The organism is Arthrobacter sp. GW822-FHT05G07 (assembly GCF_058799755.1).
Map to the genome: position 1 here is coordinate 101,520 of NZ_JBXALT010000003.1, position 21,716 is coordinate 123,235.

Annotated in this window: 15 protein-coding genes and 1 pseudogene; 9 read left to right on the plus strand and 7 right to left on the minus strand. The window is 62.8% G+C overall.

The features are described from left to right. The first annotated feature begins 24 nt into the window (after positions 1–24). The gene (hemL, locus tag AC1RJY_RS05660) at positions 25–1,344 is read left to right on the plus strand and encodes a glutamate-1-semialdehyde 2,1-aminomutase (protein WP_011775401.1); all 1,320 of its coding nucleotides are present in this window, start codon (positions 25–27) and stop codon (positions 1,342–1,344) included. A 56-nt stretch (positions 1,345–1,400) separates the two neighbouring features. Here the strand turns inward: hemL and AC1RJY_RS05665 are convergent, their stop codons facing one another. Continuing rightward, positions 1,401–1,703, minus strand: coding sequence for a hypothetical protein (locus AC1RJY_RS05665; RefSeq protein ID WP_498601985.1), 303 nt, complete (start codon positions 1,701–1,703; stop codon positions 1,401–1,403). 49 nt (positions 1,704–1,752) lie between these two features. Here AC1RJY_RS05665 and AC1RJY_RS05670 point away from each other — a divergent pair. After that, a pseudogene (locus AC1RJY_RS05670) lies at positions 1,753–2,742 on the plus strand (glycoside hydrolase family 3 N-terminal domain-containing protein); the annotation flags it as partial. 95 nt (positions 2,743–2,837) lie between these two features. On the opposite strand, the gene AC1RJY_RS05675 reads toward AC1RJY_RS05670, so the two are convergent. From AC1RJY_RS05675 to AC1RJY_RS05690, 4 genes are all read right to left on the minus strand, one after another. Further along, a complete protein-coding gene (locus AC1RJY_RS05675; protein WP_011775399.1) occupies positions 2,838–3,575 on the minus strand; it encodes an amino acid ABC transporter ATP-binding protein in 738 nt (245 codons plus the stop codon). After that, positions 3,572–4,336 (minus strand): amino acid ABC transporter permease, encoded by a 765-nt coding sequence (locus AC1RJY_RS05680; RefSeq protein WP_011775398.1) that lies wholly within the window; start codon positions 4,334–4,336, stop codon positions 3,572–3,574. The genes AC1RJY_RS05675 and AC1RJY_RS05680 overlap by 4 nt, the downstream gene beginning before the upstream one ends. A 12-nt stretch (positions 4,337–4,348) precedes the next feature. Continuing rightward, positions 4,349–5,299: an ABC transporter substrate-binding protein gene (locus AC1RJY_RS05685; protein WP_043806194.1), complete on the minus strand. Its 951-nt coding sequence runs from the start codon at positions 5,297–5,299 to the stop codon at positions 4,349–4,351. 323 nt (positions 5,300–5,622) lie between these two features. Next, the gene (locus AC1RJY_RS05690) at positions 5,623–6,333 is read right to left on the minus strand and encodes a 3'-5' exonuclease (RefSeq protein WP_014922274.1); all 711 of its coding nucleotides are present in this window, start codon (positions 6,331–6,333) and stop codon (positions 5,623–5,625) included. 66 nt (positions 6,334–6,399) lie between these two features. Between AC1RJY_RS05690 and AC1RJY_RS05695 the strand changes: the two genes are divergently transcribed. Genes AC1RJY_RS05695 through AC1RJY_RS05705 form a run of 3 tightly spaced genes read left to right on the plus strand, consistent with a single transcriptional unit; the run spans position 6,400 to position 13,669 of the window. Continuing rightward, positions 6,400–6,816 carry an MGMT family protein gene (locus AC1RJY_RS05695; RefSeq protein WP_498601773.1) on the plus strand — a complete coding sequence of 139 codons (417 nt, stop codon included), beginning with the start codon at positions 6,400–6,402 and terminating at the stop codon, positions 6,814–6,816. Then, positions 6,813–10,169: an ATP-dependent helicase gene (locus AC1RJY_RS05700; RefSeq protein ID WP_498601775.1), complete on the plus strand. Its 3,357-nt coding sequence runs from the start codon at positions 6,813–6,815 to the stop codon at positions 10,167–10,169. The genes AC1RJY_RS05695 and AC1RJY_RS05700 overlap by 4 nt, the downstream gene beginning before the upstream one ends. Then, the gene (locus AC1RJY_RS05705) at positions 10,166–13,669 is read left to right on the plus strand and encodes an ATP-dependent helicase (RefSeq protein WP_498601777.1); all 3,504 of its coding nucleotides are present in this window, start codon (positions 10,166–10,168) and stop codon (positions 13,667–13,669) included. Before AC1RJY_RS05700 ends, AC1RJY_RS05705 begins: the two co-directional genes overlap by 4 nt. A gap of 33 nt (positions 13,670–13,702) precedes the next feature. On the opposite strand, the gene AC1RJY_RS05710 is transcribed toward AC1RJY_RS05705, so the two are convergent. Further along, positions 13,703–14,845, minus strand: coding sequence for a macrolide 2'-phosphotransferase (locus AC1RJY_RS05710; RefSeq protein ID WP_307807155.1), 1,143 nt, complete (start codon positions 14,843–14,845; stop codon positions 13,703–13,705). A 194-nt stretch (positions 14,846–15,039) separates the two neighbouring features. On the opposite strand from AC1RJY_RS05710, the gene nudC reads away from it, so the two are divergent. The 3 genes from nudC to AC1RJY_RS05725 are packed head-to-tail and all read left to right on the plus strand — an operon-like array spanning position 15,040 to position 18,784. Further along, the gene (gene nudC, locus AC1RJY_RS05715) at positions 15,040–16,029 is read left to right on the plus strand and encodes an NAD(+) diphosphatase (RefSeq protein ID WP_014922269.1); all 990 of its coding nucleotides are present in this window, start codon (positions 15,040–15,042) and stop codon (positions 16,027–16,029) included. Beyond that, positions 16,026–18,158 carry an ATP-dependent DNA helicase UvrD2 gene (locus AC1RJY_RS05720; protein WP_498601780.1) on the plus strand — a complete coding sequence of 711 codons (2,133 nt, stop codon included), beginning with the start codon at positions 16,026–16,028 and terminating at the stop codon, positions 18,156–18,158. The genes nudC and AC1RJY_RS05720 overlap by 4 nt, the downstream gene beginning before the upstream one ends. Next, entirely contained in the window at positions 18,158–18,784 is a 627-nt protein-coding gene (locus tag AC1RJY_RS05725) for a M48 metallopeptidase family protein (protein WP_011775389.1), read from the plus strand. The genes AC1RJY_RS05720 and AC1RJY_RS05725 overlap by 1 nt, the downstream gene beginning before the upstream one ends. A 99-nt stretch (positions 18,785–18,883) precedes the next feature. Here the strand turns inward: AC1RJY_RS05725 and AC1RJY_RS05730 are convergent, their stop codons facing one another. Beyond that, positions 18,884–20,341, minus strand: coding sequence for a zinc-dependent metalloprotease (locus AC1RJY_RS05730; protein WP_011775388.1), 1,458 nt, complete (start codon positions 20,339–20,341; stop codon positions 18,884–18,886). A 210-nt stretch (positions 20,342–20,551) separates the two neighbouring features. Between AC1RJY_RS05730 and AC1RJY_RS05735 the strand changes: the two genes are divergently transcribed. Beyond that, positions 20,552–21,688, plus strand: a complete 1,137-nt coding sequence (locus tag AC1RJY_RS05735; protein ID WP_498601781.1) for a YlbL family protein — start codon at positions 20,552–20,554, stop codon at positions 21,686–21,688. The last annotated feature ends 28 nt before the right edge of the window (positions 21,689–21,716 follow it).

A 21,716-nucleotide genomic window follows, 5' to 3' on the forward strand; every position in this document is an offset into this window, starting at 1 on the left:
TAAATCACTGAAAGAATAGGAACCATGACGTCAAACACCCCTGTGTCCGACCAGCTGTTCGACCGCGCCCGGTCCCTGATGCCCGGCGGCGTCAACTCGCCGGTTCGGGCCTTCGGGTCAGTGGGCGGTACTCCGAAGTTCATGGTGTCCGCCAAGGGTGCCTACCTGACAGACGCCGACGGTAAGGAATACGTAGACCTCGTCTGCTCCTGGGGGCCGGCGCTGTTGGGTCACGCCCACCCCGCCGTGCTCGACGCCGTTCACGCAGCTGTGGACCGTGGCTTGTCCTTCGGAGCTTCCACCCCGGATGAAGCCAACCTGGCTGCGATCGTCAAGGACCGGGTGTCCGCCGTCGAACGCTTGCGGATGGTGTCCACGGGAACCGAAGCCACCATGACTGCCGTCCGCCTGGCCCGTGGTTTCACCGGCCGCAACCTGATCATCAAGTTCGCCGGCTGCTACCACGGGCACCTTGACGGATTGCTGGCAGCCGCAGGATCCGGCGTCGCCACGTTGGCACTGCCCGGCTCTGCCGGCGTCACCGAGGCCACTGCCGCTGAGACACTGGTCCTGCCCTATAACGATCTCGCTGCCGTCGAGGCTGCATTCGCTGCGCACGGCAAGAACATTGCTGCCGTTATCACCGAAGCAGCTCCGGCCAACATGGGCGTCGTCACCCCGGGTGAGGGCTTCAACGCGGGGCTGTCCCGCATCACCAAGGAACACGGTGCGCTCCTCATCCTCGACGAAGTCCTCACCGGCTTCCGCACCGGCTACGCCGGCTACTGGGGACTGACCGGCCGCCAGGAAGGCTGGGCTCCGGACCTGCTCACGTTCGGCAAGGTCATCGGCGGCGGAATGCCGACGGCGGCACTCGGCGGCCGTGCCGACGTCATGGACTACCTTGCTCCCGTCGGCCCGGTTTACCAGGCCGGGACGCTGTCCGGAAACCCCGTGGCCATGGCAGCGGGTGTCGCAACGCTGACGAACGCAACTCCTGAGGTCTACGCCTACGTTGATGCCCGATCCCTGGAACTCTCCGCCGCGCTCTCCTCTGCCCTTGATGCCGCGGGTGTGGACCACTCCATCCAGCGGGCAGGCAACCTGTTCTCCGTCGCGTTTGGTACCTCTGCCCACGGCGTGCACAACTACGACGACGCGCAGCGGCAGGAAAGCTTCCGATACGCCCCGTTCTTCCACTCCATGCTGGACTCCGGCGTCTACCTTCCGCCATCGGTCTTCGAAGCCTGGTTCCTTTCCGCTGCCCATGACGACGCAGCGATGAACAGGATCGTCGATGCCCTCCCTGCAGCAGCGAAGGCCGCAGCGGGCGCATCGGCCTAGTTTTTGGTGATGCCCCGGCGCCTGCTTGAAGCAGTTGTCCGGGGCATCGTTGCTTGTCACGGGGTAGGCTCGTAGGTGGAAACCCCACCCCCAACGAATTCACGGTTTACCATGCGCAAGTTCCCGTCCATTGCTTCATTGAGTGTCAGCATTGCCACCGCCGGAGTACTTCTGGTGACGGCCTCGGGATGTTCCAGTGGCCCATCCAACTCCGGCCAGGCCTCGGCGGAGGGGACGCCTTCTGTATCTCCTTCTTCGCCGACAGCCACGCCGGCACCTACATCCCCGCCGGCGACAACCACGCCGTCTGCCGTTCCTTCCCCGCCTCCTTCCGCCGCACCGGCCCCGGCGCCGAGCACACCGTCACCTGCGGAGCAGCAACTCGCAGCGCTCAGCCTTGAGCAGCGGGTAGGGCAACTGTTTATGGTGGCGGCCAAGGCCAGCGGCGCGGAACCGGGCACCATGGAAGCACTGACGAAGTATCACGCCGGCAACGTTTACCTCAGCGGACGCAGCAAGGCTGGAACTGCCCCGACTACAGCTGTCGTGTCGTCGTTGACCGGTACGGTCTCGGCTGCCACAACAGGTGGGGTACCCCTATTTGTGGCGACGGACCAAGAAGGAGGATACGTGCAGGTTCTGTCCGGTCCCGGATTCTCCACTATTCCGACCGCAGTGCTCCAGGCGTCCTCCGGGGCGGCCAAGCTCCGCACGGATGCTGCAACGTGGGGGAAGGAACTTCGTAGCGTAGGCGTCAATGTGAATCTCGCGCCGGTCCTTGATACAGTGACCAGCCCGGAGTTTTCCCCGTCAAATGCCCCCATCGGCCATTTTCAGCGGGAGTACGGCTATGACCCTGCCAGCGTCTCGCTCCTGGGCAACGCCTTTGCCGATGGCATGAAGGACGCGGGCGTCGCTCCCGTGGTCAAACACTTCCCGGGCCTTGGCCGGGTGGTTCCCAACACCGATGTCCGCAGCGACGTACGTGACACGGCCACCACCCGGAACGATCCTGCGCTGGAGCCGTTCCACGCGGCCATCAAATCAGGCACCCAATGGGTCATGGTGTCCAATGCTTACTACGACAAGATTGACGCCGCCAACATCGCACCGTTCTCACCCACCGTGATGGAAACCATGCTCCGTGCTGACGCCGGCTTCACGGGGATCGTTCTTTCGGACGATCTCTGCAGTGCCGCGCAGCTGGAAGCATGGTCCGATGCCGAGCGCGCCCTGAACTTCTTCGGTGCAGGCGGAACCATGCTGGTGTGCGCCGATCCCACGAGCATTCCGGCCATGCACCGGGCGGTGGTGCAGAAGGCTACGTCAGATCCTGCTTTCAGGGCCAAGGTGGATGCTGCAGCGTTGACAGTGCTGCGGGTCAAAGCCGCTCACTAACGGCTCCAAGGCAGTGAGCACAGCAAAGAACCCCGCCTTCGTTTGGAAGGCGGGGTTCTTTGCAACCTGTGCTTTGTCCTGCTTAGAGGACGTCCTTAGAGGACGTCCGAAAGGAAACCTTGAAGGCGTTCCGTCCGGGGATCGGTGAACAGCTGCTCCGGAGGACCGGATTCAACCACAACGCCGGCGTCCATGAAGGTCACGATGTCCGAGACATTCCGGGAGAAGCCCATTTCGTGGGTTACCACCACCATGGTCATGCCTCCTTGGGCCAAGTCCGTCATGAGGGCAAGCACGCCCTTGACGAGTTCCGGGTCCAGCGCGGAGGTAGCTTCGTCAAAGAACATCACCTCGGGCTTCATGGCAAGCGCGCGGGCAATTGCCACACGCTGCTGCTGTCCGCCTGAGAGGTTGGCTGGACGCGAGTCCGCCTTGTGCTTCAAACCCACCAGGTCCAGCTGGGCCAGGGCCTCATCGCGCGCCTGCTCCTTGGACATGCCGCGGATTTTGCGCAATGCCAGCGAGATGTTCTCGGCCACCGTTTTGTGCGGGAACAAGTTGAACTGCTGGAAGACCATGCCGATGCGGCGACGCAGTTCGTCCGGGTTGTCCTTCAGCACCGATCTTCCATCCAGCAGGATGTCGCCCTGGTCGGGTTCGATGAGTCGGTTCATCACGCGGAGCAGCGTTGACTTGCCCGAGCCGGACGGGCCGATCACGGATGCCGTGGTGCCCTTCTCGACGTGCAGGTCGATGCCCCGCAAGACGTGATTGCTGCCGAACGATAAGTGGATGTTCTTCGCCGTCAATGTGCCTGATGCGAATTCACTCATGCTTGGGCTCCTTTTCCAACGACGGCTGCTGCCTCGTCCGGTTCCTTCTTCTCCGGGCGGCCGGCACGCATGCGTGCATCAATCCAGTTCACAAAGTGCGTAAGCGGGATGGTCAGCGCCAGATAGAAGATGGCCGCTGCGACGTACGGCGACAGGTTGCCGCTGTTGGCAGCGGCGTCCTTGCCGATCTGGAAGATTTCACGCTCGGTTGCCAGCAAGCCAAGCATGAACACCAGCGACGATTCCTTGATCAACGCGATGAACTGGTTGACCAAAGCCGGAAGCACGCGGCGGATGCCTTGGGGCACCACCACCAGACGCATGGACGAGCCGTAGCTGAACCCCAAGGCGCGGGTTGCTTCCAGTTGGCCCTTATCCACGCTCTGGATACCGGAACGGAAGATCTCGCCGATGTACGCGCCGGACATCAAGGACAGAGCCGCGATGGCCATGGGGTAAGGGCTGGTGGAACCCGTAAGCTCGCGAATGATAGGACCGAAACCGAATCCGATCACCAGGATGGTCAGCACCGGGGGAAGCCCGCGGAGGATGTCCGTGTAAATGCGGGCTACCCACCGTGCTGCTGCGTTCCGGGAAATCCCCATCAGGGCGAGCAGCATCCCGAGCGCGGTCCCGATGATGCCCGAGACGACGGCCAGGACGATGGTGTTGGGCAGGCCGACGGCGAACATCTTGGGGATGACTTCGCCCATTGCCTCCCAGTCAAAGAAGGTCTCGGCTAGTTGATTGAGGATATCCATGGAACGCCTTGGTTACTTGGCGGGGAGCTGGACGGCCTTGCTGCCCGGCTTCCAGCCCTGGGGGGTCTGCTCGGCGGCAGTCGGACGGTCCTTGTACCATTCGGCCGTGAGCTTGGCCCAGGTGCCGTCAGCGATGACTGCATCCAAACCGGAGTTCAGGGCGTCGATCAGCGGCTGGTTGTCCTTGTTCACGGCGTATGCGGTGAAGTTCTGGGTGTTGACAACCTTCTCGGCGATCTTGGTGTTGTCGCCTTCCTTGACCTGGCCTTCAGCCTGCTGCGAAGGTGCAACCCAAGCGTCGATCTGGCCGTTCTTGACGTTGCCGTAGACAGTGTTGTAGTCAGGGAAACGGACAGGCTCGATCTTCAGGGTGTTGGTCATGTAGTCATCCTGGACGGTGCCCTGGACGACGCCGATGCGGAGGCCTTCCTTGACGTCGGCGAAGCCGGTGACCTTGGAGTCGCTCTTGGTCACGATCGCCATGTAGCCAAAGTCGTAGCCATTCGTGAAGCCGACTGTCTTGCGACGGGCGTCCGTGGTGGAGATCGAGGAGGATCCGACGTCGAACTGCTTGTTGCCCACCTGGGACAGAAGCGCCGAGAAGTCGGTGGACGCGAACTCGACCTTGAGGCCCAGCTTGTCACCAATGGCGCGCAGGAGTTCGTTGTCGTAACCGGTGAAGTTACCGGACGGATCAATGAAAATGTTCGGCGGGGCATCGGAAAGGGTGCCCACGCGCAGGGTGCCGTCGGTGATGAGGCCCAGCTTGGACTTGTCGATCTGATCCAGCGCCGTAACGTCAGCGGTGGTAAACGTGTCCAGCGACTTCTGGTCGCTGCCGGCGAGGGCGTCGGTGGGCGAGCCGCTGGGCTCGGAGGTTCCTCCGCCGCATGCTGCCAGGGAAATCACCAGGGCTGCGGCCACGGGGGCAACAGACAGCCACTTAGGGGCTTTGAATTTCATGAAGAAATCACTTTCATCGGGTAACGGAGACGTTTCGCGGTGGGCGGGGAATGCGGCAGCAGAACAATGGTTGGCTGCCCTAGCAGACTTCAACCCGCCAAACTTAATTATGTCACCAGCCCAGTAGCGCGCTGTGAATCGAAGAAGTGACTGCCAGCACTCAAATTAACCGAACAAAGTTCCCGCCAAACGCCGGCTGGACTCCGGACTATTCCGGCAGAGAAGCTTCGCGTGGAATCTCCGCGCGGCCAGTCCCACATTTTGGGTTCCCGAATTCGTTGTGACTTGCGTCGCAAAAAGTAACGCTTGGCGTGCTTCCTGCTCTAGAAGCCGCCCCGGCTGGCATCCTCAGGCGGCAGAACCGGCCACTCACCCTCGATGACGGCGGTGGGCTTGCTCCGGCGCAAGTACTGCTGGAAATCAGCAGCCTGGGACGCCGCCCAGTCTACTTGCAGCTGATGCAGCGTGGACGCAGGCATCTGCAACTTGGGGAACTTGCCGGCCATGGCATCCAGAACGCGGAGCGTAGCGAGCGCATCCGCCGCGGAGGTATGTGCGTTTGTCAGGTCCACGCCGTATTCCTCGCACAAAGCGGTGAGGGTGCGCTTCCCCTTGCGGTACCGGTCCACTTGCTTGTTCATGACATACGGATCCAGCACGGGGAAGCGGCTCAGTTGGGGAACGCCGTAGCGGGCAGACTCCGCCGCCAACACGGTGAAATCGTAACTGGCGTTGAAAGCAATGACGGGAGTGCCGTCGTCGAACAATCCTTGGAGTACCCCGGCGACTTCGCGTGTGACCTCTGCTGCCGGGCGGCCTTCGGCGCGGGCCTTCTCTGTGGTTACGCCGTGCACCTCGCTGGCTTCGAGCGGAATCTCCACACCGGGATCTGCCAACCACTCGTGCTCTGCGATGAGTTCCCCGTGAGCATCCACAACTGTGATGGAAGCGGTGACGATCCGCGCTGACCGCGAGTTCTTTCCGGTGGTCTCGAGGTCGAATGCGGCACGGGAGAGGGTATTCCAGGAACTCATGTCTTCAAGCTACCGGCTGGGTCCGACACTCTTTGGGCACGACACTCCTGCCGTTACGCTGAACACATGCGGATGGAGTACGTGACGGCTGTTCTGGCCGTTGTGGACCTTGTTCCATCGGGTTCGGCGGTCGCCTATGGTGACGTCGCAGAGCTTCTTGGAGCCGGCGGTCCACGGCAGGTTGGGACTGTGATGAGCCACTACGGCAGCTCCGTCGCATGGTGGCGTGTCCTGCGGGCAAGCGGGGAAGCGCCTCCCGGTCATGAAGCAGACGCCTTGCGGCACTACCTGGAAGAATCCACTCCGCTGCACGGCGCCTACGAGGCATTCCTGAGGACGGGTGAAGGCCGTTGGCGCGTCGATCTGACAGCCGCCCGATGGGCGCCTACAGAACCTGACTTTGACCAACTTGATGTGATCTCTGACCAGTTGGAGCGTCAACTCCATAAATTGTCGGTGCCCGATGATGAAATGACTGTGTGACCGCCACTCCTGCCAAAACCCGCCAAGCACCGGCAGCCCTCCGCCTGCTCCCGCCGCGTGAGACCCACTACGCGGCACCCGTTTTGTCCCCGGACCAATTCGCAGTCGTTTCCCTCCCGCAGGGGAGCGGCCCCGTCCTTGTCCCCGGAGGACCTGGCACCGGCAAGTCGACTGTGCTCGTGGAATCCGCAGTCCGCCGTGTTCGTGAAGACGGCCTGGATCCGGAACAAATTCTCGTCCTCGCTCCCGGGCGCCACGCCGCCGCTGCTTTGCGCGACACCTTCACAGGGCGGCTGGACCGCAGTCTCAGTACGACGCCGGCACGCACCTGGGCGTCGTATGCCTTCGACGTTATCCGGCGGGCAAAGGCCGAAGGCATCCTGCCGCTGACGCGGCCACCGAAGCTTTTGTCGGGCCCCGAGCAGGACCTCATCATCAAGGAGTTACTGGAAGGCCACTCCCGCCCGGGATTCCAGCTGCCTTGGCCGGAGGATCTCACCGCAGCACTTCCTACCCGCGGCTTCCGTCACGAGATCCGGCAGTTGTTCGACCGCATCATTGAATCGGGGCGCACCGCCGAGGACTTGGTTGGGCTGGCTTACGAGTGCGGACGGCCTGACTGGATGGCGGCGGCTGAGCTGTACAGCGAGTACAGGGATGTCCTGGACCTCCGCATGCCGGAGGCCTTTGACCCCGCCGGGATCATCACCACGGCGCGGCAAATTTTCCAGGACTCACCGGAGTTCCTCGCCGCCGAGAGGCAACGTCTCCAACTCATCCTCGTGGACGACGCCCAGGAATCGAATCCGGCAGTATTCGAACTTCTTGCCGACATTGGAGAAGGCAAGGACGTCGTGGTGACCTACTCACCGGACACGGTAGTGCAGGGTTTCCGCGGCGCACGCCCGGACCTGGTCTCAGAGTTGCCATCGCTGCTGGGCGGCACGCAGCAGAAGGTTCTCGAACGCCCGCTGTCGGTGACCCACAGGCACACGCCCGAGGTGGCTGAGGCGTGGACCCGGGTTGCAGGCCGTATCTCACAGCGTTCCGGTGGTCAGCTGGCCAGGCAGATGGAACAACCGCAACGTCCGGAAGGCACGGGTCAGGCGACTACCAGCGATCATGGTCGGGTTGAGGGCCATGTTCTCCCATCGGCTGTGCACGAGCTGCGCTATGTGGCGCAGCGCATCCTCGAAGCGCAGCTGCGGGAATCCCGGGAGTTCAGCGACATCGCGGTGATCGTCCGGAACGGCGGGCAAATTTCGCAGTTGCAGCGCTACCTGAGTGGCCAGGGGATTCCGGTGCGCGTTCCCGTGGCAGACTCAGCTGTCCGTGACGAAGTCGCCGTGCGGCCGTTGCTGGAGGCTTTTGCCATTGTCCTGGACCCCGGAAAACTGACGCCGGAAACTGCAGTTTCCCTCCTGACGTCCCGCATCGGCGGAGCCACGGCCATCGAGTTGCGGAGGCTCCGGCAATCCCTGCGTCGCGAGGAGCTCTCGGGCGGTGGCGGCCGCTCCAGCGACGCTTTGCTGGTGGAGGCTCTGCTTCAGCCCGGGGCTTTGGCCTCATTGGGGATTGAAGGCAGTTCTGCCCGCCGGCTCGCCCGCATGATCGCAGCCGGTACAGCGGCCGCCGCCGAGCCCGGGGCCAACGCGGAATCTGTTCTGTGGGCTTTGTGGCATGCCACCGGACTGTCTTCCCGCTGGGCGGAAACGGCCCTTGAAGGCGGCAACGCCGGGGCCCGCGCCGATCGGGACCTTGACGCCATGATGGCTCTGTTCCATACAGCCGAACGCTTCGTGGACCAACTGCCCGGTTCCGGCCCCGAGCAGTTTCTGGACTACTTGTTGAACCAGGAGCTGCCTATGGACACCCTCGCCGCGCGGGCACAGTTGGAGGCCTGCGTAGAGATCATGACTCCCGCAAGTGCGGCGGGGCGGGAATGGCCGGTGGTGATAGTGGCGGGTCTCCAGGAAGGCGTGTGGCCCAACACCCGATTGCGTGGAGAGCTGCTGGGCAGCACAGTCTATGCCGACGCCGTGGAACATGGAGTGGACTACGCCCTGAAGCGCGGGCCCCTGAGCCGGCTCCGGGACATTCGCTACGACGAACTCAGGAGCTTCTCTACAGCTGTATCGCGCGCCCGTGAAGTATTGATCTGCACGGCAGTGTCCTCTGAGGATGAACAACCTTCCGCTTTTCTGGACTACGTGGCGCCGCTGGGTTCCGGTGAGTACAAGCGCGACTACACGCCTGTTGATCGTCCCATGACGTTGAGGGCCCTTGTCGCGGAACTGCGCCAGCACGCCCAATCGGAAGACGCAGGTACCGGAATCAACGGAACCGCGCATGAAGCCGCCCGCATACTGGCCAGGCTTGCCGGCACGGAACCAGCCGTTCCGGGTGCCCATCCTGACTCGTGGTGGGGTTTGGCGGCGCTGAGTTCCTATGAAGCCGTGGTGCCGGCTGGCGGCACCGTCTCCGTCTCGCCGTCCAAAGTGGAAGCGGTCCATAAGTCCCCGTTGGACTGGTTCGTCCAAGCAGCCGGAGGGGAAGCTGCCACCGATTTTGCGCGCAGCCTGGGCACCTTGGTCCACAGCATCGCGCAGGAACTTCCCGATGCTTCGGGAGCCGAGTACGTTGCTGAACTCGTACGCCGCTGGCCCACTTTGGGTATGAAGGACAACTGGGAAGGGAAGCTTGATTTCCAGCGGGCGGAACTCATGGTTCGAAAGTTGGCCCAGTATGTGCTCATCATGCGCAGCGAGGGAAGAAGCCTTCTGGCGGTTGAACACGACTTTGAAGTTCAGCTGCCGGATATCGCCGTGAATGCCGGTGGCACAGGTAATCCTCATGCTCCTGATGAGGAGGCCGTCCGCCACGCCGTACTCCGGGGTCAGGTGGACCGCCTCGAAATAGATCCGGAGGGCAGGCTCGTGATCGTGGACCTCAAGACCGGCAAGCGGCAACCCGGCAAAGCTGAGGTTGCCAAGCATCCCCAACTAGGTGCGTACCAGGCCGCAGTTCTCAGAGGCGCCTTCCTGGATGCTGGAACGCGGGAGGAAACGAACGACGCCGGATCCCTTGCCGGGTCCGGTCATGGCTTCGTCCCCGGCGGTGCTGTGTTGGCCCAACTTGGGACGAAGACAAAGAGTCCCGCCGTGCAGCAGCAGGATCCATTGGATTCGACGGATAACTGGGCGGAAAGCCTGGTCAATGAGGCGGCCGCGCTGATGGCCGGTGCGACGTTCGAAGCTCGTCACGACCCCGGCAAGGGAGGGCATGGCGGCCATGGATGCCGACTCCCGGATATTTGCCCGTTGTGCGCCAGAGGAAAGCAGGTCACCGAATGACAACCGAGCTCCTGGACGGCTTCGCCTCCAGCACCCTGGGTGTAGAGGTAGTTCCCGAGCCAAGGTTTTCACCTTCTGAACTGGCCGGCATCCTCGGCGAGAAGAACCACCCTACGCCTGAACAGGCAGCCATTATTGCCTCACCTCTTTCGCCCCGTCTGGTGATCGCCGGAGCGGGTTCTGGCAAAACGGCCACCATGGCGGACCGGGTGGTGTGGCTAGTGGCCAACGGCTGGGTGCGTCCTGAAGAAGTGCTCGGCGTGACGTTCACTCGCAAGGCAGCGGGAGAGCTGGCGAGTCGGATACGGTCCAAGCTGGCTACCCTCCAGCGGATAGCGGCGGCGGACGACGGTAGCATTGGCTTCCCGGAGGGACTCCTCGAAGCCGACGACCTCGAACCTAAAGTGTCCACATACCACTCCTATGCAAGCGGCATCGTGTCGGATTACGGCCTTCGCCTGGGCATCGAGCGGGATGTCGTCTTGCTGGGGGGAGCGCAGTCCTGGCAGCTGGCCAGCGAAGTCGTTGAAGCGTATGACGGCGAGTACCAGCACTTCACTGCCGCCAAATCCACACTCGTCACTGCAGTGATCCAGCTGGCCGGTGAATGCGCCGAGCACCTTCAGGATCCGGGGGAAGTACGGGACTGGGTCTTGGAGCGCGTTCAGACCTTTGAGGAGCTTCCCTATGTAGCCGGGGCTAAGAAGAATCCAACGCAGGCAGCCGGCGAACTTGCGGCGATGCTCCGGACACGCGGCAGCGTTGCCGACATGGTGGTCCGCTACCAGGAAGCGAAGCGTCAGCGCGGTGTCCTTGATTTCGGTGACCTCGTGGCTCTTGCGGCGCGGATTGCGAGCGACATCCCTCTCGCTGCCACCACCGAACGTGCCCGCTACAAAGTGGTGCTCCTGGATGAGTTCCAGGACACCTCCCACGCGCAGCTTGTTCTGTTCTCGCGTCTTTTCGGACAGGGCCACGCAGTGACCGCGGTAGGCGACCCGAACCAGTCGATATACGGATTCCGCGGCGCTTCTGCAGGGCAACTCTTCCACTTTGTGCAGGAGTTTCCCGTGCGGCATGCGGACCACTCCGGCGACAATGAGTCCTACTCCGTCGCGCCCACCTCCTACCTGACCACTGCCTGGCGGAACGGCAGAAACATCCTCCAAGCCGCCAACACCATCGCAGCGCCCTTGAACAGGGCGGCAGCATCGGAGGGTCCGGCAGGGGACAGGAAGACAGCCGGTAATGTCTCAGTCCCCGCGTTGGTACCCAGCCCTGCAGCGGTGGATGGGAGCGTAGTGATCGGTCGCTTCGGCACGGATGAAGACGAGGCCACCGTCATAGCCCGCGATGTCCGGCGCTACCAAAGAACTGTTTTCGAGGAAGAGAAAGACGGCACCCCGGTCAAACCCACCATGGCGGTCCTGTGTCGCCGACGGGCGCAGATGGAGTGCCTCCGCCGCGAGTTCGAACTCCAGGGCATTCCCTACGAGATCGTGGGACTCGGCGGCTTGCTGGACACACCAGAGATCGTGGATCTGGTGGCGACGTTGCGGGTCCTCGCCGATCCAGGACGTTCCGATGCTCTTATGAGGTTGTTGGCCGGGGCACGATGGCGGATTGGTCCGGCAGATTTGATGGCGTTCAGCGACTGGTCCCGTTTCCTTGCCCGCCGCCGGTCTGCTCCGGAAGCCCAGCCTGAATCTTTTGACGACAACGAAGAACCCGCAGGCGTAGTGGTTGAAAGCGACATCACCGATGCCGCAAGCCTCGTGGAGGCCCTTGACTTCCTTCCCCGGCCGGGCTGGACTTCAGGGCATGGGCGGAGCCTGAGCGCTGCCGCCCTGGATCGACTGACCAGCCTTGCCTCGGAGCTCCGCTCCCTGAGGAGCTACATCGGCGACGACCTCACCACACTTCTGGGCGAGGTGGAACGAGCAATGCTCCTGGACATCGAGGTGACTGCCAAGCCCGGAATCAGCATCCACCAGGCACGCCGCAACCTGGATGCTTTTCAGGATGCAGCGGCCGGGTTCCTGCAGACATCACAGCGCATCGACCTACTGGCGTTCTTGTCCTGGCTGGAGGCTGCGGCCTCCGAGGAAGGGGGCTTGGACGTGGCACCCGTTGAGACCAACCGGGAAGCGGTGCAATTGCTGACCGTCCATGCTTCCAAGGGTTTGGAATGGGACGTTGTCTTTGTCCCCGGCCTCAACGCCGGTTCGTTCCCCAGCAACAGGGATTCGCGGTGGAGCACCGGCGCCGCGGCCTTGCCGTGGCCCTTGCGGGGTGATCGTGCCGACCTTCCCCAATGGGACCTGGATCAGCCCGACCAAAAGGGATGGCTGGACGCGGAGAAAGACTTCAAATCCGAAGTCCAGCATCACGGTGAGGCCGAAGAGAGAAGACTCGCCTACGTCGCCTACACCCGGGCGAAGTTCGTACTGTGGGCTTCCAGCGCTGCCTGGAACGGCTCTCGGTCGGGAATGGCCGGCATGTCTGCCTTTCTCTCTGAACTGGCACCCCTTGCCGCAGTAGCTGCAGTGGAAGACGGTGCTGCCCGCATGCAGTCGCTCGCCAGTGCGGTCATCCATGCGGAATCGGTGGCCGAGGAGGCCTTGCCTGAAGAAAGCCCGTTGACCGCAGCGCTTGAGGTTGCTCAATTCCCCTATGACCCCTTGGAAGGGCCTTCAGACCCACGGACCGGTGCCCGCCTAAGGCTGACTCCCGGCAGACGTTCTGCCATGGACCGGGCCGCGGCCCTGGTCCGCGGATACATCGAGGAACCCGGCCATGCACCCTCAAATGACCTGACTGGTGCGGCCGGGAAGTGGTCCCAAGAGGCAGAACTACTGTTGGATCGCCAACGGCAGGCTAAGACCGTTCAGGATGTCCACCTGCCCAGCCATATTTCTGCCTCCCTCTTCGTGGACCTCGGCGCTGACCCTGCGGCCGTTCTGTCCCAGCTGCGCAGGCCCGTTCCCCGTGAACCGGGCATTTCGGCGCGCAAGGGCACTGCCTTCCATGCATGGGTCGAGGAGTACTTCGGAACAACCGGCATGCTGGACCTCGATGAAGCGCCCGGTTCGGACTCCCACATCGACGAGGCCTACGGCTTGGATGACATGGTGGCGGCTTTCAAGAAGTCCGAGTGGGCCCAGCGCGCTCCTGCTTTCGTCGAAGTACCTGTGGAGACGCGGATTGGCGACGTCGTAGTCCGTGGACGCATCGACGCCGTGTTCCGTGACGCCGACGGCCGCTGGCAACTCATTGACTGGAAAACCGGACGACGCCCCGCAGGTCAACAACTGGCGATTCGGGCGGTGCAGCTGGCCGTTTACCGGCTCGCGTGGGCCAGACTTAAAGATGTGCCCCTCGAGGACGTCAGCGCAGCGTTCTACTATGTGGCGGATGATGCTGTGGTGCGTCCGCACGATCTTGGCAGCGCCGAGGAACTTGAGCTGATTGTCGCGAAGGCGCTCAAGAGCAGTCGCTGAGTTACCGGGACATCTGGAGTCCGGCCACGGAGTCTAGGAACGTTCGGCCGCGTGAAGCGGGGTCACGCTGACAACACTGATGGCCGCAGTGGAAGTGTCGTCATGGAGTGACCTCGTGCCTGAGTCGCCGTGTTCAGGGCTCTCTGACTCCGCATCGGGGATAGCCGCGACGCTGACGGCGGGCCTCTCTGCCGGTGAGTCCGACGCCCTCAGCTCAGCGGCCTCGTCCTCAGCGGCTTGTGCAGCTTCTTCATCGCGGCGCACTTGCTCGTCGATGTCATCGGCGAGTGTCTGGAGCATTGACTCGGCTTCTGCCGTCATGCTCTGGTGCCCGGCGGCCATGGCCTTGACCAGGTACTGTGCCAGGGCGAACTCGGCCAGGAGAGCGGCCCGGCGGAGTAGGTGGGCGTCAGGGACGTCGCGGCGGGCTTGCGTGTAGTGGTTCAAAACGGCCTCAACAAACGAGGCTTCGTTGGATGCCACCAACCAGGCGAAGTCGTCGGCAGGATCGCCGATTCGGAGATCGGTCCAACCCGTCAGGGCCGTCACGGTGTCATCCTGCACCATCAGGTTGTCTTCATGAAGGTCCCCGTGGACCACTGAAGGATTGAAGCGCCAAAGTGCAACGTCTTCGAGGGCGTGTTCCCAGCGGCGCAGCAGGGTGGCCGGAATCTTGCCCGTGGTTGCTGCTTGGTCAAGCTCGTTGAGTTTGCGTTGCCGGAACTCATTGGCCGAGTAACTGGGAAGGTCGGCGTTGGTGACCAAGGTCAGTGGCAAGTCGTGAATGGCTGCCAGGGCTGCTCCGACTTCCCGGGCCAGGGCAGGACTGCCGGCTGAAAGTTCTTCGATGGAAAGCGTGGAGCCTTGCATGTGGGCGTAGACGAACGTCGTCAAGGCTCCTTGCCGCACCGTGCCGGCGATGGTGGGCACATGAAAAGGCAGCTCAGCGCGGATGGCCGGGGCGAAAGCCCGCAACACCATGAATTCGGTTTCCAGGCGCGTGCTGGCTTCCGGATGTCGCGGTGAGCGGACCCGCCAGCGTTTGCCTTCTGCGTCGAGCAGCGACGCTGAGTCGAAGTCTGCGTCGTCGTCGGGGGAATAGGCTGCGGCCGTCGGCGAAAGGCCAGGCACCGCCGCGGTTGCTATGGCGGCCAGTTCGAGCGGTGTTCTTCTCACGTTCTCCACGGTAGATTGAGTGCGGCCCGTGGCCATGATGCAGTGCGGCGAGTCTTCAGATCCGCAGCAAATACCCTTCAAATGTGGGGGAAAGCACGGCGTAGCTGCCCAAGCGGGTGATCCCCTGGGGTGGTGTCCACAACAGGGGACCTTTCCAAATGTTTTTTGTCGGTACGAGTCAGTACGGTAGAGACATGAGTTATACGGAGTCGCCGGCGCTTGCCAATCACCTGATGGAGACCGTTCTTCCCGTCCGCCCTGCCATGGTGGATCGCGGCTCGGGCGTCCGTATGAAGCCTGGGATGGTTGAGGATCTCGTCGCTTCCGGTACGGCCAAGGCCATGGTCATTTCGCAGCGCAAAGCGCTGGTGACTGCTGACGGTCTCTGGTTCGGGGATGCCGCTCCGCTCTGGGACGCTCTTAACGCGTCGGGTGGCGGTGCTGTTGCTGCCATCTACCTGGGCACCACCTTGACGTCGTCATCATTGCCGGAAGGCACGTCCGTTGTGCTGTTCACTGTCGCGGAACCGCCGGCGCCGGGCACCGCCACGGTCCCGCTGGGTGCTGAATGGGCAGGCTTCCGGGATGTTGCGGCGCGTCTGGACGCCAAGGACACCGCTTTGTTCATTGAGGCCAGCGCAATCTCCAACTGGCATGCAACCCACACGCATTGCCCGCAGTGCGGCACGCCCACGGACATCGAAGCCGGGGGCTGGGTTCGGCGCTGTCCCAAGGACAACTCGGAGCATTACCCGCGGACGGATCCCGCCATTATCGTCACGGTGGTTGGCCCTGATGGCCGGCTTCTGCTGGGCGGCGGAGGGCCCGTGGACGCCAGGAACTACTCGACGCTCGCAGGATTCGTTGAGCCGGGTGAATCGCTGGAGCAGGCTGTTGTTCGGGAAATCGGGGAGGAAGTGGGTGTCCGTGTGACGGCCTGCCAGTATCTCGGTTCACAGTCGTGGCCGTTCCCTGCCTCCCTCATGCTGGGATTCACCGCCAGAACCAACGACGCCGTAGCGCGGCCCGACGGCGTAGAGGTCACCCGGGCTCGGTGGTTCAGCCGCGAGGAGCTGCAGGAAGCTGTGCTGAGCGGTGAAATCACCATCTCAACGCGCTTGTCCATCGCGCGTTCATTGATTGAGCATTGGTACGGCGGCGTCATCGAAGACCTCCAGCCGTGACCGAAGGAATTTTCGACGGCGGAGGCTCACTGGAGGAGCGCATACTTAGCGGCCTGGATGAAGAGCAACGCGAAGTAGCCAGTACTTTGACGGGACCCATGTGCGTCCTCGCGGGGGCAGGCACGGGAAAAACACGCGCCATCACTCATCGCATTGCCTATGGGGTCCACTCCGGGGTGTACAGCCCCCAGAGGCTTCTGGCCGTGACCTTTACCGCCCGGGCCGCAGCTGAGATGCGCAGCAGGCTTCGCGATCTTGGTGTTGCCAACGTTCAAGCCCGTACCTTCCACGCCGCCGCTTTGAGGCAGTTGCAGTTCTTTTGGCCGCAGGCAATCGGCGGCACTCTACCTAATCTGCTGGACCACAAGGCCAACATGATCGCCGAGGCCTCCCGCAGGCTTCGCCTCAGCACTGACCGTGCATCCATCAGGGACCTTGCGGCCGAGATTGAGTGGGCCAAGGTGTCCATGCTGACGCCCGCCAACTACCTGGAGAATGCCCAAGACCGTGGTACTCCCGGAGGTTTCGACCTCACTGCGGTCGCCCGGGTGTTCCAGGCATACGAGGACATCAAAACCGACCGGAACGTCATCGACTTTGAAGACGTTCTCCTCATCACGGTAGGGATCCTCCAGGAGGATCCGAAAGTAGCGGCAACAGTCCGGGAACAATACCGCCACTTCGTGGTGGACGAATACCAGGACGTCTCGCCCCTGCAACAACGGCTGTTGGATTTGTGGCTCGGAGGCCGGAACGAGTTGTGTGTGGTGGGCGATGCCAGCCAGACCATCTACTCCTTCACCGGAGCTTCACCCAAGCACCTTCTGGGGTTCAAAGCACAGTTCCCGGGAGCCACAGTCGTCAAGCTCATTCGTGACTACCGGTCCACCCCGCAAGTGGTGAAGCTCGCCAACGACCTCCTCGGCTCCCGACGAAGCGGCGGCCCGGTGGCAGATGCAGCGTGGGCGCCTCCCCTCAAGCTCGTCGCGCAGCGGCCCTCCGGACCGGACCCGCGGTTCATGGAGTGCCCGGATGACGAGGCCGAGGCAGCCGTGGTGGCAGGCCGAATCCAGGAGCTGCTCAATACCGGAGTCAAGGCCAGCGAGATTGCTATCTTGTTCCGCACCAACGGCCAGTCTGAAGCGTATGAGCAAGCCCTTGCTTCAGCCGGGATTGGCTACCAGCTTCGGGGAGGGGAACGGTTCTTCGCACGCAAGGAAGTCCGTGATGCGATCCTCCAGTTACGGGCGGCAACCCGCGCCGTGGCCGAAGGACCCCAGGAAGCACTGGGCCAAATCGTTCGGGACATCGTTGCGTCACTCGGGTATACGGATGCCGCCCCCCATAGCGGAGGTGCACTGCGAGAGCGTTGGGAATCCCTGGCAGCTTTGGTCGCACTGGCTGATGAGCTTGCCGTCAGCCGCGGAGAGTCCTTCACCCTGGCTGAGTTCGTCAACGAGCTACAAGAGCGATCGGTCGCGCAGCACGCGCCAACCGTTCAAGGTGTGACTCTGGCTTCCCTTCACGCCGCCAAGGGCCTGGAATGGGATGCCGTGTTCCTGGTGGGCCTCAGCGAAGGCCTCATGCCCATTTCCTTCGCAGACACCCCGGAGGACGTTGACGAAGAACGCAGGTTGCTCTATGTCGGCATCACCCGCGCTCGCGAGCATCTGAATCTCTCATGGTCCACAGCCCGAACGCCGGGTGGCCGCGCCAACCGCAAGCCGTCAAGGTTCCTTGACGGACTTCGTCCCAATTCCGTGGCTTCCGCCAACGCACGCAGCAAGACAGGTCCCACCCGACGGAAAGCTGCCGCACCGGCTTCGTGCAAGGTCTGCGGAAGCATGCTGGCAAGTGGAGCCGAGCGGAAGGTGGGGCGCTGTAACCAGTGCCCGCCCACATATGAGGAACAAACGTTCGATGCGCTGAGGCAGTGGCGCAGGGACGAAGCCCAGACGGCCGACGTTCCGGCCTATGTTGTCTTCACGGACGCTACGCTCACGGCAATCGCCGAAGCCAAGCCTTCATCGCTTGAGGAACTGGCTGGCCTGGCTGGGATTGGCCCATCCAAGCTTGAACGCTATGGCGAAGCTGTCCTGGCCGTACTCGCTGAGAGTTCGGAGCTCTGATGACGCGTCCATCCGCCACCGATGCCGGCGTTCCGCACACTACGGACGACGGCGCTCCGGTCGTCGTGCGTCGATCAGCCAGGCGCCGCCGAACTGTTGCTGCATTTTGGGAAGACGGGAAGGCCGTGGTCGCTATCCCGGCGAGCTTCACCAAGTCCCAGGAACGTGAGTGGGTCCGGCGAATGCTGGCCAAGCTGAAGAAACAGGGAGAACGGCAAGCGGGTGCTGGCAGGCGCCGTCCCGCCACGGACCAAGCCCTCGCCAATCATGCCGAGCACCTTTCTCGGACGTACCTCGGCGGGCGGGCGGTTCCGACGTCGGTTCGCTGGGTGTCCAACCAGAACTCCCGGTGGGGTTCGGCGACTCCTGCGGACGGCACCATCAGGTTGTCGAACAAGCTGCAACCCATGCCGCAATGGGTCATCGACTACGTCCTGGTGCATGAGCTCGCGCACTTGCTGGTGGCGGGCCACAACGCAGAGTTCTGGAGACTGGTCGAGGCATACCCTGAGACTCATCGGGCAAAGGCCTTTCTGGAAGGCGTTGCCTTTGCTACATCCCGGGGACTCCCGGAAGAACAAGGCTCGGAAAACTCCAGCGTTCCAGCTGGGGACGTGGCTGACTAAGCCCGGACGACGGAATTTACCCGATGACGGTGCCTTAAACGAACAACGGCCGCCATGGAGATGGCGGCCGTTGCAAACTTCTGTTGTCGAGGGCGGAGCCTATTTGGTGGGTGCCTCGGGGTCGGACTCATCCGTTTCCGGCTCTTTGCCGGATCCCTTCTCCGTGGACGTGTCCTTTGAATCCGAAGCTTCTCCTTCATCGCCGTCGGAGGTCTCGTAGCCGCCGCTCAGAAGCTTCTGCAGGGCGTCATCAACTTCGCTGTCACTTGCCTCGGCAAGGCGCCGACGTTCGGAGAAGCCCTTGGGGTCGTCCAGGTCCTCACCGGTGGGCAGGAGATCCGGGTGGTGCCAGATTGCGTCACGGCCGGCGATTCCACGTTCTTCCTTCAGCGTGGCCCACAGCGTTGCTGCTTCCCGGAGCCTGCGGGGGCGAAGTTCCAAACCAACGAGGGACGAGAATGCGTGCTCGGCCGGTCCGCCTGTTGCGCGACGACGACGCACGGTTTCGCGCAGCGCAGTCGATGACGGCAGCACCTTGCTGGTTGCTTCCGCTGTGAGCTCGTCCACCCAGCCTTCCACCAGAGCAAGCGCTGTTTCGAGCTTCTCCAGCGCGGCCGTCTGCACGGGAGTGCGTTCCGGTGTGAAGACTCCCTGGGACAGTGCTTCCTGAATTCCTTCGGGGTTGCTCGGGTCAAGGTCCCGGGCGAGGTCTTCAATGCGGGACATATCGATGTGAATGCCGCGGGCGTATGCCTCAATGGCACCCAGCAGGTGGCCACGCAACCAGGGCACTTGGACGAACAGCCGCGCGTGGGCAGCTTCACGTACGGCGAGGAAGAGTCGAACGTCGTTCTCGGGGAGGCTGAGGCCTTCCCCGAATTTGGCAACGTTAGCCGGCAGCAAGGCCATTTCCAGGTCTGCCAGGGGGACACCGATGTCTGTGGAGCTCACAACCTCGGCTGACAATGCCCCGATAGCCTGTCCAAGTTGCATGCCAAATATCGCTCCGCCCATGTTTTGCAGCATGGACGAGGCGCCACCCATCATGGACTTCATTTCTTCAGGCATTTGCTGGGTGAGCGCATTGGACAAGGCATTGGCGATGCTGTTGGCGACCGGCTCGGTCAGGCGCTTCCACGTCCCCAGCGTCGCTTCGACCCATTCGGCCCTCGACCACGCCCGGCCGATCAGGCCCGTTGCCGAGAGATCAGTCACTGGGTCCAGCCAAAGTTCCGCAAGCCTCAGTGCTTCGTCGACTTCCCTGGTCTGCTGAGCATTTACCGAGGGATCTGTACCGGCAGCAGCGACGCGCCGCGCATTCTCGTGCGCCAGTTGCCAATTCACAGGGCCTTCAGACGTGGAGCTCATCATTGCCTGAACCTGGGCGAACATCTGCTGAAGAAGCTGGGGATCGTTGGGCAGGCCCGCGGCCTTGGCCAGCTCGGCGGGATCGATGTTGCCCATGCCCTGACCGCCCATCAGGTTCTGGAGCATTTCTGCCAGCGGATCCTTGGGGGTGTCGTCGTCGTTGGACGGATTGTTGGGGTTGGAAGTCATGGTGCCGCCGATCGTCGAACTGGCTGGTGATCTCTTTCACCGTACCGCGCGGCCGGAAGGCTGTCTGCCCGGAGGAGGTGCCGTTCGCTGTAGGCAAAGCAGTCCTGCAACGTCAGACCGCGTAGTGTTGATGTTTGGTATGTGCCGCCGCCGCTTTCGGCGGCAGGAGCCATGGATCCGGTCACGCAACGCCGGCATAGAGAGGCCTCAATGCTTACTTCGCCCAGCCCCGAGGGCTCATTGGACCCGCGTCAGACGCCCGACGCCGATTTCACCTCCGCGCCGACGGCACCGCCCCGCGACGGCCGGTACATGATCATGGTGATCTCAGGGCTCCTCGCTCTCGGCCTGGGCATCGGGGCAGCAGCGTTGCCGGTGCCGTATGTCATAGAGTCGGCGGGTCCCACGTTCAACACCCTTGGTAAGGACGGAGACAAACCGGTCATTAGTATTTCCGGCCGCGAGTCCTTTCCGGCGAACGGCAACCTTGACCTGACTACCGTGGTCATGACCGGCGGTCCGAAGAGTCCGGCCACCATCTTTGATGTTTTCCGCGCCTGGGTGGATCCCTCCAAAGCCATCTATCCGGAAGAACTCATCTATCCCAAGGGCACCACGGCCGAGCAGACGGTGCAGCAGGGTGAAATTGCCATGGAGACATCGCAGGAGAATGCGGTGGCTGCGGCGTTGCGTGAGCTCGAGATTCCTTTTGAGCAGCGGCTCAACGTGGCAGGTTTGTCTGAGCCGTCACCATCCGCAGGGAAAATCCAGGAGGGTGACCGTCTGGTCTCCATCAATGGCAAGGCGATCACGTCCATGAGCGTGGTCCAAGCTGAGCTTGCCGCCGGTGCTGGGTCCCCGGCGGTGGTCGGCTTGGACAGGAACGGCACCGCAGTTTCTGAAACGATAACCCCCACCAAGAACCAAGCCGACCGGTACGTTCTGGGCGTGCTGCTGGCCAGCGACTTCACATTCCCGTTCGACGTCAGCATTTCCTTGGACAATGTTGGTGGACCAAGCGCAGGCATGATGTTTGCTCTGGGGATCGTGGACAACCTCACGCCCGGGGACCTCACAGGCGGCAAGCACGTCGCCGGCACTGGCACCATCACCGCCGATGGCGCCGTGGGACCTATCGGGGGCATTGCCCAAAAGATGATCGGCGCCCGTCAACAGGGTGCCACCATGTTCTTGGCGCCGGCATCCAATTGTGCCGATGTCGTGGGCCATGTTCCCAACGGACTTCAGGTTGTCAAAGTGGAAACTTTGGCCGATGCGACCTCGGCCGTGGAGCGGCTCGGATCCGGTCAGGACACGGGGAGCCTTCCCACCTGCACAAACAACTAGACTGACGGTGGAACTTAGCTTCACCGCC